This is a genomic window from Saccharopolyspora sp. NPDC000995, assembly GCF_053599315.1.
The window spans coordinates 51968-64366 of record NZ_JBSFLZ010000006.1 but is presented as its reverse complement, the minus strand read 5'-3'; the positions used below and the strand labels follow the sequence as shown (position 1 = coordinate 64366).

At 65.6% G+C, this 12399-nt stretch carries 5 protein-coding genes; 2 read left to right on the top strand and 3 right to left on the bottom strand.

The window, feature by feature from the left end:
- Positions 1-3: 3 nt before the first annotated feature.
- Both ACWDKQ_RS04120 and ACWDKQ_RS04115 read right to left on the bottom strand, forming a co-directional pair.
- On the bottom strand, positions 4-7791 hold the full coding sequence (locus ACWDKQ_RS04120; RefSeq protein WP_450137279.1) for a type I polyketide synthase: 7788 nt from the start codon (positions 7789-7791) through the stop codon (positions 4-6).
- 115 nt (positions 7792-7906) lie between these two features.
- The gene (locus ACWDKQ_RS04115) at positions 7907-8692 is read right to left on the bottom strand and encodes a class I SAM-dependent methyltransferase (protein WP_450137278.1); all 786 of its coding nucleotides are present in this window, start codon (positions 8690-8692) and stop codon (positions 7907-7909) included.
- 496 nt (positions 8693-9188) lie between these two features.
- Between ACWDKQ_RS04115 and ACWDKQ_RS04110 the strand changes: the two genes are divergently transcribed.
- Positions 9189-10361, top strand: a complete 1173-nt coding sequence (locus tag ACWDKQ_RS04110) for a nucleotide disphospho-sugar-binding domain-containing protein (protein WP_450137277.1) — start codon at positions 9189-9191, stop codon at positions 10359-10361.
- 39 nt (positions 10362-10400) lie between these two features.
- Positions 10401-11153 carry a TylF/MycF family methyltransferase gene (locus tag ACWDKQ_RS04105; RefSeq protein WP_450137276.1) on the top strand — a complete coding sequence of 251 codons (753 nt, stop codon included), beginning with the start codon at positions 10401-10403 and terminating at the stop codon, positions 11151-11153.
- A gap of 5 nt (positions 11154-11158) precedes the next feature.
- Here ACWDKQ_RS04105 and ACWDKQ_RS04100 read toward each other — a convergent pair whose 3' ends face one another.
- Complete coding sequence (locus tag ACWDKQ_RS04100) at positions 11159-12346, bottom strand: class I SAM-dependent methyltransferase (RefSeq protein WP_450137275.1); 1188 nt, start codon at positions 12344-12346, stop codon at positions 11159-11161.
- Positions 12347-12399 lie beyond the last annotated feature (53 nt).

Here is a 12399-nt window from a genome sequence, read left to right as displayed (position 1 = left end):
GTCTCAGGACTCGCGTTCGCCCAGCGCTGCTTCGACGAGGCCGGCTACATCCATCGCATCGATCGAGGTCGCGGCCGCATCGTCCGAGGCGATACCGGAGTCGACCGGGTGTCCGGCAAGTGCGAGCAGCGGGCTCACCAAGCCTGCCTCGCGCAAGGCCGCGAACGGGATCGACGTCAGTGCCGCTCTGATTCGCGCCTCGTCCTCCTCGGGAATGTCTCCTCCTGCGGACTCGGGAAGAAGCCTCGCCCGCAGCTCCGCAGCCAGTTCCGCAGGCGTGGGATGGCTGAAGATAATTGTCGATGGCAACTGGAGGCCGGTAGCTCGATTGAGCCGAATGCGGAGTTCGACCGCGGCCTGCGAGTCGAATCCGCTGTCCTTGAAGGCTCGTTCCGATGCAACGGCCTCTGCGCCGGGGTGTCCCAGTACCAGAGCTGTTTCTCCGCGTACCAGCTCCAGGATCAGCTGTTCCTGTGTCGGCCTCGGTGCCGCGGACAATCGCTGCCGCCATTCCAACGACGCGTCGGCAAGGACTCCCGCCTCGGGCTGGGCATCGACGAGGAGTTCCTTGACCTCGGCCAGTTCGTTTAGCAGCGGCCGCGGCCTAGCCGCCAGCAATCCCGCGCTGAAACGTGCCCAATCGACGTCGGCCACTACCAGGGAACTTTCGTCCTGTTCCACTGCCAGCCGAATTCCGGCGATGGCGTGCTGCGGAGCCATTGGGTAAAGGCCGTATCGGCGCAGCTGGTCTCCTGTTTCGCCGGTGGCCATGCCCTCGCCGGCCCACGGCCCCCATGCCACCGCAGTCGCGACCAGCCCTCGCGACCGACGCTCTTCCGCCAGCGCATCCAGATAGGCATTCGCCGCTGCGTAAGCCCCGTGTCCCCCAGCGCCCCAAACTCCTGACACCGATGAGAACAAGACGAACGCGTCCAATTCCACATCGGCCAACAAGGCATCCAGATTCGCGGCACCGGCCACCTTTGCGGACAACACGTCATCGAAATCAGCCAAGCTCATTGCCGCCGCATCACCAGTCTCGATCATGCCTGCCGCATGCACTACCGCGGTCAACGGGTTTTCAGCCGGGAGGGCTTTCAGCACTTCGGCGAGCGCCTCGCGATCGGTCACATCGCATGACACGATCGACACCCGAGTACCCAGATCCTCCAGTTCCGTCCGCAACTTCTCAGCACTCGGTGCCTGCTCGCCGCGTCGACTTACCATCACCACATGTTCGGCTCCGGCGTCGGCCAGCCAGCGAGCAACGTGCGCCCCCAAACCACCCGTGCCGCCCGTCACCAGCACCGATCCCCTGGGGCGCCACGCCTTCTTCGCATCAGCTGAGACAGTGTGGCGTAGCAACCGACGCGCGAACACGCCGTCAGGACGGATCGCGACCTCGTCCTCATCGAGACCTGCCAGCACAATCGACAAACGCTCTTGAGCGTCTTCGTCGACCAAGACCGGAATATCGATCAAGCCGCCCCACCAGTCCGGATGCTCCAACCCCACAACACGCCCCAACCCCCACGCCAGGGCCTGCGCTGGACGAACCGGTAAATCTCCCACCGACACGCCACCACACGTCAGCAACCACAACCGGGCAGCCGCACCAGCTGCCCCCAAGAGCCGCACCAACTCCACGGTCAACGCAAAACCCCGTGAGACCGCAGAAAATCCCGGAAGGGCCGATTCTTCCAAGCACAGCATTGACAACACGCCAACAAGATCCGGAAGGCCCGAACACAGGGTTCGTACCCGATCGCCGAAGGAGGTCGGGTCGGGATCAGCTTCCACCAATACCACCGAGGCACCACGTGCCCGCAGTGCCGCAACGCAGTTCACCACCTTCGGGTCGCTGGACCAGCCATGAGGCGCGAAGACCAGCCAGGTACCGAAGACAGTTCCCATCGGCGGGAGTCCTGCTACCTGCCGCCAGCCAATTCGGTAACACCGCTGATCCATAATGGACTCGGTGGTGCGGGTTCGCTGCCAACCGGCCAACACCGGAAGGGCGCTTCTCAGGGAATCCACGGCAGCGCCGTCGTCCACAATGCCCAATACGCGTGCAAGCGATTCCACATCTTCGTGCTCAACGGCGCCCCAGAACTTCGCTTCGACACGCCTGCCCATGTCGTCGGCGGAAGATTCACGCACCGCGTTCAGCCAGTACCGCTGTCGTTGGAAGGTGTAGGTGGGTAGCTCGATTTGCTTCGCCCCCGTACCGGCGAAGAACGACCGCCAGTCCACCGCACCGCCACGTACGTGGACGTGCGCCAGGGCCGTCATCACCTTCTGCGCCTCGTCCTGGTTCCTGCGCATCGCCGGGACCGCGCTCAGCCGTCCGGCGTGGTCGGATGCGGCTACACATTCCTGGATCAGCGCCGACAGCGCCCCGTCCGGACCGAGCTCGACAACGGTGGCCACATCGTGCTTGACGAGTGCCTGGACACCGTCGGCGAAGCGGACGGGCTCTCGCACCTGACGCACCCAGTAGTCGGGGCCGCTCATCCTGCCAGTGTCATCGAGGTGTCCGGTCAGGGTCGACACGATCGGCTGTTCGCAACGCCGGTAGTCCACGGTTCGTGCGATTTCGGCGAACTCCGCCAGCATCGGATCCATCCGATACGAATGAAACGCATGCGACACCCGCAACCACCTCGACCGGAGCCCTTGCCCGTCCAGCCGACCGGCAAGCTCATCGAGCACATCCCGATCACCGGAGAGCACCACCGACTCCGCAGCGTTGACCGCGGCGATCCCGACACGATCACCGTGATCGCCCAACAACGGCCGCAGCCGCTGCTCACCAGCAGGCACCGCCAGCATGCCACCGCCAGACGGCAACGCCTGCATCAACCGGGCACGACCCGCCACCAACCGAGCCGCACCCGACAACGACACCACACCCGCCGCGAACGCCGCCGCCAACTCGCCCACCGAATGCCCCAACACCACACTCGGCCGAACCCCCCACGAGTCCAGCAACTTCAGCAAGCCCACCTGCAACGCGAACAAACCCGACTGCGCCCACAACGTCCGATCCAGCAACTGCGCATCCGAACCGGACACCACCTCCCGAACCCCGATTTCCTGGCCCAGCTGTGCATCCAGCTCGGCACAGGCTTCGTCAAAGGCAGCAGCGAACACCGGAAATGCCCGGTAAAGCCCCCGGCCCATCCCCAACCACTGACCACCCTGACCGGAAAACACAAACCCGATGCGGCCCCCAGTCCCCACAGATCCGGTCACCACGCCAGAAGCCTCATGACCGGCAGACAGCGCTTTCACACCGCACAACAACGTTTCGCGGTCCGGCCCCAGCACCACCGCTCGCTCATCCAGCGCCGAACGTGTCATCGCCAGCGAGTACCCAATATCCAGCAACGAGACGTCAGATCGCTGGTCCAGATAGGTCATCAATGCCGTTGCCTGGGCGGATAGTGCTTCGGGTGTTTTGCCCGACACCATCCACGGCACCACCGGAACATCCACGACAGAGCCCGAACCCGGCCCCGCTGGCTGACTCGGCGCTCCCGTGGGCTGTTCGAGGATGACGTGCGCGTTGGTACCGCTGATCCCGAACGACGACACCCCCACCCGACGAACACGACCGCTCTCGGGCCAGGGCGTGTTCTCCGTAAGGAGTTGAACCGTCCCCGCCGACCAATCCACCTCCGGCGACGGCGCATCCACGTGCAACGTCGCGGGTAGCTGCCCGTGCCGCATCGCCATCACCATCTTGATCACACCAGCCACGCCCGCCGCCGCTTGCGTATGACCGATGTTCGACTTGACCGACCCCAACCACAACGGCCGGCCAGGATCACGATCACGGCCATACGTATCGATCAGAGCCTGCGCCTCGATCGGATCACCAAGCCGCGTGCCCGTCCCATGCGCCTCCACAGCATCCACATCGGACACCGACAACCCCGCACTCGCCAACGCCTGGGTGATCACCCGCTGCTGCGACGAACCACTCGGCGCGGTCAAACCATTCGACGCGCCGTCCTGGTTCACCGCGCTACCGCGAATCACCGCCAGCACCTCATGCCCATTCCGCCGGGCATCCGACAACCGCTCCAGTAGAACCAGGCCGGCACCCTCGGACCAGCCGGTGCCGTCCGCGGCCTCCGCGAACGACTTGCACCGCCCATCCGGCGCCAAACCACGCTGCCGCGAAAACTCCACGAACATCCCCGGCGTGGCCATCACGGTCACACCACCGGCCAACGCCAGATCACACTCACCCGAACGCAGCGAGTGACACGCCAAATGCAGGGCCACCAACGACGACGAACACGCCGTATCCACCGTCACCGCCGGACCCTCGAACCCGAACGAATACGCAACCCGACCCGACGCCACACTCGTGGTGCTGCCGGTGAGCACGTACCCGGCCGCCTCCTCGGGCGCTTCGTGCAGGCGTGGCCCGTAGTCCAGGGAGGTCGCGCCGACGAAGACTCCGGTTTGACTTCCGTGCAGGTGCTGCGGGTTGATCCCGCCTCGTTCCACTGCTTCCCAGGCGATTTCCAGCAGCAACCGCTGCTGCGGATCCATCGCCAACGCCTCGCGCGGAGAAATCCGGAAGAACCCGGGGTCAAAATCCGGGGCGCCATGCAAGAACCCGCCGACGCGCACCTGCGAAGTCCCCGCACGCTCCAGGTCCCAACCTCGGTCAGCCGGGAACTCGGACACGGCGTCCCGCCCAGCAGCGACCAACTGCCACAACTCCTCGGGCGAGGACACCCCACCCGGAAACCGACAGCCCATCCCGATCACGGCGATAGGCTCGTCCGCTTCGGACTTCGGCCGGGGTGACGTCCTGGGGGCTGGCTCGCCCAACAACAACGTCCGTACCTGGCGGGCGAGCTTGTCCGGCGTAGGACAGTCGAAAACCACGCTCGGCGCGAGGCGCAGTCCCGTGGCGGCGTTTAGACGGTCGCACAGTTCAACCACCAGCGAGGAATCGAAGCCCAGGTCCTTGAACGTCCGATCCGGGTCCACCTCTTTCGGATCGGAGTGGCCGAGGACCACGGCTGCCTGTGCACGGATCACCGTGAGGGTCGTCGAGTCCACGTCCGCCCTCGGCGAAGACCGCAGCTTTTCCCGCAACGCCGTCGACACGTCGCTCTCGGGCATGGCGACGTCGGGAAGCTTCGCGTCCAGCCAGTAGCGCTGTCGCTGAAAGGCATACGTCGGCAGGTCGACCCGCTGCGCCCCGGTACCCGCGAAGACCGCATGCCAGTCCGCGGCCACTCCATGTACATGTGCTCTGGCCAGCGACGTCAGCGCCTGCCGCATGCCGCCTTCGCCGCGGCGGAGTGTCCCGAGCGCCACTACCTTCCGCCCTGCTCGCGCGGCGGTTTCCTGGATATTCGCGGTCAGCACCGGGTGTGGGCTGATCTCGATGAATGCGTTGTGCCCCCGATTCAGCAGGACCTCGATGGCCGCTTCGAAGCGCACCGGTTGACGTAGGTTGCGGTACCAGTAGTCGGCGTCCATCGGCCGGTCCAGCAGTTCCCCGGTCGTCGTCGAATATATCGGGATGCTCCCCGTCCTGGGTTCGACCGGCGCCAACAGCCCCAGCAGCTCGTCCCGGACAACCTCGATGTGAGGCGAATGGGAGGCGTATTCAACGGGAATCCGGCGCATCCGGAGCTCTCGGTCTGCGCACTCGGCCAGCAGTTCCGCCATCGCCTCCCGGTCCCCTGACACCAGGGTCGACGACGGCCCGTTCACCCCCGCCAGGCCGATCCGATCGCGCCAGGGCGACAGGATTTGTCGCACCTCTTCAACGGGATGCTGCAACGAGGCCATCGCGCCTCTGCCGGCCAGCGCCGTCAGAAGCCTGCTGCGCACCGCCACCACCCTGGCGGCATCGCGGACGGACAGGGCCCCGGCGACGCAGGCCGCCGCGATCTCCCCCTGCGAGTGCCCGACGACCGCCACCGGACGCACGCCCCACGAACGCCAGAGCTCTGCGAGCGAGACCATGACGGCGAACAGTGCGGGCTGGACTACATCGTCGTGGTCAAGGTGCGCAGCGCCGGCCGCGTTGCGCAGCACATCCAGCAGGGACCAATCCAGGTGCGGCGCCAATGCGTCGGCGCAGTCCGACATGGACGCCGCGAAAATCTCGGAGGTTTCGAGCAGCTGCCTACCCATCCCGATCCACTGGCTGCCCTGTCCGGGAAAGACGAAGACTGCTGCCCGCTCGCCGGAAGTCGCGCCGTGGCACAGCGTGGGCGCGTCCTCGCCGTCAGCGAGGGCCTTCAACCCGGCGAGCAGTTTCGGTTCGTCGTCCGCGACCAGCGCGGCCCGGTGCGGCAGCGCGGATCGCGTGGTCGCCAGTGAGTAGGCGACGTCCAATGGACTTTGACCGGCTGTATTGAGGTGCGTGTGCAAGCGCGCCGCCTGCGCACGCAATGCGACCGGTGTTCTGGCCGACAAGACCCACGGCATGGTCGCCTCAGCGGGTCCACTGCGCCTTGGCTCCACCCGGGACGAGCCGGAGAGCACCAGGTGGCAGTTCGTGCCTCCCATTCCGAAGGCACTGACGCCCGCCAGCAGCGGCCCCTCGCTCTCGGGCCACGGCCGCAGGTCACGCTGGACGCGCAAATTCAATTCGTCCAGCGGGATTTCCGGGTTGGGGGCGGTGAAATGAAGACTCGGCGGCAGTTCGCGGTGCCAGATGCTGAGTGCAGTCTTCAGTAACCCGGTGACGCCCGCCGCTGCTTCCAGATGGCCGACGTTGGTTTTCGCCGACCCCACACGCAGCTCGTCGCCGGGCCGTCTCGCCGCCCCCAGGACAGCTCCGAGGGCTGCTGCTTCGACGGGATCCCCGACCCTGGTGGCGCTGCCGTGGAGCTCGACATACTGCACGGCGGCCGGGTCGACGCCCGCGTTCCGGTATGCCTGGCGCAGCAGCTCCGCTTGGGCGTCCGCCGCCGGAACGGTGAGCCCGGCACCGCCCCCATCGTTGTTGACCGCGCTGCCGCGGATGAGGCAGTAGATCCGGTCGCCATCGGCGCGCGCCTGATCGGCCTTCTTCAGCACGACAAGGCCGCCGCCCTCACCACGGACGTAACCGTTCGCCCGCGCATCGAAGGTGAAGCAGCGACCGTCCGGGGAGAGCGCACCGAAGTCCATCAGAGCGCTGTTGCTCTCGGCGGCCAGGTTGAGGTTCACGCCGCCGGCGAGTGCGATCGCGCACTCACCCCGCCGCAGGCTCTCGCTGGCGAGATGCACGCCGACCAGGGACGAGGACTGACCTGAATCCACCGTCAGGCTTGGCCCGCGCAGGCCGAGCACGTAGGACACGCGGTTGGCGATCAGGCTTCGATGGGTGCCGGTGAGGCGGTACTGCGCAGCCACTTCCGGCGGGCTCTTGCGAAGCAGTGCGGCGTAGTCGTCAGAGATCGCCCCCATGAACACACCTGCGGCAGTACCGCGCAGCTCGCCGGCGGTGATACCGGCGTCTTCGAGTGCCTCCCAGGCGAGCTCCAGAGCCAGCCTCTGCTGGGGATCCACGGCTGCCGCTTCTCGCGGCGAGATCCCGAAGAACTCGGGATCGAAGCAGTCGACATCAGCCAGGAAACCTCCCCATTCCGGGCCCTTGGGCGCATCCCGACCAGGCAACGGGTCGTCCCACCGCCCTTCCGGGACCGTGGTGATGGCGTCCGTTCCGGTGCGCAGCAACCGCCAGAAGGACGCCGGGTCAGGCGCCTGGGGTAGGCGGCAGGACAGTCCGATGACGGCGATCAGGTTCCCGGCTTCGCTCATTCGGTACTGCCCCTCCGATTCCTGGACACACCACCAGCAAGTTCAGCCTCTTCTGGCGCCGCCACCGGCGATTCCCCCACACGGCGCATGAACGTCATCGAATTGCGGCGCGTCCTCAGCCGACCGGCTTCCGCGCCGTCAGAATCGCATAGCCCATGTCGTGAGCATATTTCTCATAATCGCAGACCGCGGCGGCCCAGTCGGCGACAGCCGGCCCGTACCTGTCCGCGATCCCTTGCTGGTGCGCAGCGAGCTCCTCGGCGAACTGCGGCATGAAGTACCGGGTCCTCGACGACACGTCCTCCCAATCGAGGATCTCGAACCCCGCTGCACGCAGTGATTCCAGAAGCTGCTCAGCCAGGCAGATCCGAAGGCCGGTCGGCCACCTGTCCCCGGACACCGGCATCCCGCTGCCCGCTTCTCGTTTGACGACCTCGGTGACGCCGAGGATGCCACCGGGTTTCAGTACTCGAAGGATTTCCCGGATGGCACGGGCTGGTTCGGGCATCTCCAACAGCGACTGCATGGCCCAGGCAGCGTCGAAAGCATTGTCCGTGTACGGCAGGGACATGGCATCGACGAGTGAGAAGTCCACCCGGTGGCTTAGTCCGCGTTCGCGTGCGCAATCAGCGGCGATGGCCGCTTGCACCTGGCTGACGGTGATGCCGGTGATCTGGATCACGTTGCCGCGCGCGACGCGCAGCGCTGGTTGTCCGGTACCGCACCCCACATCCAGCAGTCGAATGCCGCCATCGAGCACAGTCCGTTCGGCGACAAGGTCGGTGAGCCGGTCGGCGGCCTGCTGCCAGGAAGCCCGCCCGTTGTTGTCCCAGCAGCCGTGGTGGATGGCGCAGGGGCCGCCCGCGACCGAGTTCAGCAACGGCGTGACCAGGTCATACATCTGCCCAACCTGCTGCGATGTTGGTGCGCCACCCGGCAACACCGGTATGCCTGATCTCTGCAACGTTCACCTTCTCGTAATTTTCTGGAACCGAGCAGGAAACACACAGAGAGAAAAGACGGCAAACTAGCCGTCAGTTAATTCGCGGTTACCGCCGCATGCGGCGCCACCGACTATAACTATCCGGCCAGGAGGCAAACAGCCAGAGCAAATCTTCCCCATGAATCCCCGCAGAACCAACGGAGATCACCGTACAGGTCTGGCCCACCCCGACCGAGCGAAGCTCGCGCATTTCACTCGTACGTGTGAAACCAGGTGCGGCGACCCAAAGATCCTCGATGATCGCGTGACATTCCTGCCGTGACACACTATTGTTGCCGCCGGAAGTCCGTTGGACGTCAACGGCGATCGACGTACGCAGCGCACTTTCCAAATCCTGGCCAATGGGAGTAGGGGTTGCTGCGCTAATCGGGGGAAAGAGACTGGGGTCCGAAGTATGCGCGTACTCGTCGTTCCCTTGCCCTATCCGACGCATCTCATGGCAATGGTGCCGCTGTGCTGGGCGCTGCAAGCATCCGGGCACGAGGTCCTGATCGCCGCACCACCAGAGCTGCAGGCGACCGCGCATGGTGCCGGTCTCACCACGGCCGGGATCCGCGGGACCGACATGACCGGCGACACGGGTGGAACCACGCAGCTGCGCTTTCCCAATCCGGCGTTCGGTCAGCGCGATACCGATGCAGGCCGGCAACTGTGGGAGCAGACCGCGTCCAATGTCGTGCAAAGCTCGCTCGATCAGCTCCCCGAATACCTTCGACTGGCCGAGGCCTGGCGACCGTCAGTGCTGTTGGTCGACGTCTGCGCGCTGATCGGCCGGGTGCTCGGCGGATTGCTCGACCTGCCGGTCGTGCTGCACCGCTGGGGAGTCGACCCCACCGCAGGCCCCTTCAGCGATCGAGCCCACGAGTTGCTTGACCCGGTGTGCCGGCACCACGGACTGCCCGGACTGCCCACTCCCGAGCTCATCCTCGATCCCTGCCCGCCGAGCCTGCAAGCAAGCGACGCGCCGCAAGGCGCACCAGTCCAGTACGTGCCGTACAACGGAAGCGGCGCATTCCCGGGATGGGGCGCGGCGCGCACCTCAGCACGGCGGGTCTGCATCTGCATGGGCCGCATGGTGCTGAACGCCACCGGACCGGCGCCGCTACTGCGCGCAGTAGCGGCTGCCACCGAGTTGTCCGGCGTCGAGGCCGTGATCGCCGTTCCCCCCGAGCACCGGGCGCTTCTCACCGACCTACCCGACAACGCCCGGATCGCCGAATCGGTCCCGCTCAACCTGTTCCTGCGTACCTGCGAGCTGGTCATCTGCGCGGGCGGCTCGGGAACGGCGTTCACCGCGACCCGACTCGGCATCCCCCAACTCGTGCTTCCCCAGTACTTCGACCAGTTCGACTACGCGCGCAACCTCGCCGCTGCTGGGGCGGGCATCTGCTTGCCGGATGAGCAGGCCCAGTCCGACCACGAACAGATCACCAACTCCATCGCAACGGTGCTCGGCGACACCGGCTTCGCTGCTGCCGCAATCAAACTCAGCGACGAGATCACCGCCATGCCCCATCCCGCGGCGCTGGTGCGGACGCTGGAGAACACTGCGCGCATCCGTGCCTGATGAACTAGTCACCCGAGAACAGCTGGATCCGGAGAACCGATGCCCTCCCAGAACGCGCTGTACCTGGACCTGCTCAAGAAGGTACTCACCAACACGATTTACAGTGATCGGCCGCATCCGAACGCCTGGCAGGACAACACCGACTACAGGCAGGCCGCTCGGGCCAAGGGCACGGACTGGCCAACTGTCGCGCACACGATGATCGGTCTGGAGCGGCTGGACAACCTCCAGCACTGCGTGGAAGCCGTGCTCGCAGACGGTGTTCCCGGGGATTTCGCCGAGACCGGTGTCTGGCGGGGCGGCGCATGCATCTTCATGCGCGCGGTTCTTCAGGCATTCGGAGATACCGGACGTACCGTCTGGGTGGTGGATTCCTTCCAGGGAATGCCGGAAAGCTCTGCGCAAGACCACGAAGCGGACCAGGCTATGGCGCTGCACGAGTACAACGACGTGCTTGGCGTCCCGCTTGAGACCGTCCGGCAGAACTTCGCCCGCTACGGGCTGCTCGACGAACAGGTCAGGTTCCTCCCCGGCTGGTTCCGGGACACCTTGCCCACCGCTCCCATCCAGGAACTCGCCGTGCTGCGACTCGACGGCGATCTCTACGAATCCACAATGGACTCATTGCGGAACCTGTACCCGAAGCTCTCGCCGGGCGGATTCGTCATCATCGACGACTATTTTCTGCCGTCCTGCCAGGACGCGGTGAAGGGGTTCCGCGCGGAACTCGGGATCACGGAACCCATCCACGACATCGACGGCACGGGCGCCTACTGGCGCCGCAACTGGTGAACGGCTCAGCCGTCCTCGACGCCGAGCGCTTGCCGGGGCACGAACCCCGGCGCGGCAGGCTCAGCGTTGAGCCCTTTCTCCACGAATACCAGGTTGTGGTAGAAGTGCAGGGCCGCCACGTTCCGTTCCGTGTAGGAGGGCTCGGTCCCGCACCGCGATTCGCGCTCCTGATAATGCAGGCCGTCGATCAGTTCTTTGAGCATGTCGATCGAGGTGCGCTGGGTCGCAGGTTCCGCGTCGCGACCGCCGTAGCCGGGCCAGTACGCCGTCTGGAGATCCTCGATGACGTACAAACCACCTGGGCGGACGTGCGGAAACAGGGATTGGAAGGATTTCTTGACGTGGTCGTTGACATGGCTGCCATCGTCGATGATAACGTCGAACGGCCCGATCTTCCCCGCCATGTCTTCCAGGAATTCCGCATCGCTCTGGTCACCTCGCAGCTTTCGCACTCGGTGCCCTTCGTTCCCGGCTTTCTCGAAAATGTCCAGCCCGTAAACGAGACCTCGCCGGAAGTACCGCTGCCACATGCGCAGCGAAGCACCACCGAGTTCGGGTGCGTGATAACCACCGATTCCTATTTCCAACACGCGCACCGGGGCATCCTGGAATCGGGAGAAGTGGTGCTCGTAATGTTCGGTGTACCAGTGCAGGTCCGCCCATTTATCGGATCCGTAGCGGACTGCCAGCGCACCGAGGTCCGAGCACCTGGCGGCGGCTGCGGCCAGCACGGCGTGCACGGCGGTGGACACCCTGTTCCGGAAGGCCAGCAGGCGCTGCGCGCCGGCGAGGCCCTGGTCGGGCGAGAACTGCGTCATGCTGTCCGACCAGCGGACTTCACGGCTGTTGTGCCGCCTGCCGTCAACCGGGCCGAAGAGCCCTTCCAGCAGATCCACCGCGTCGAACCGGAGAACAGCAGGTGCTTCGGCGACCGCCGCGAGCCGCAGGCCTGCGTGATCGAGCTCAACGGTTCTCCGGACCAGTTGAGCGCCAGAAGTGATCTCAAGGCCGATTCGCACCGACTCGTCCAACGACAGCGGATCGCAGCGTACGACGAGTTCGTCGACGATGGCGTCGGCCACCGCCTCCAGGCCGGCCACCTGCACTGCCTCCTGGAGCTTCTCCGGACCCGCACCCGCCGCGAGCAGCAAGCGATCCACCACCGACCAGGGGGCAACTGCGATCTCACTCATGGAAAGTCATCACCTTTTCGATTCCAGCGCATACGACACCATGCGCAACGCGA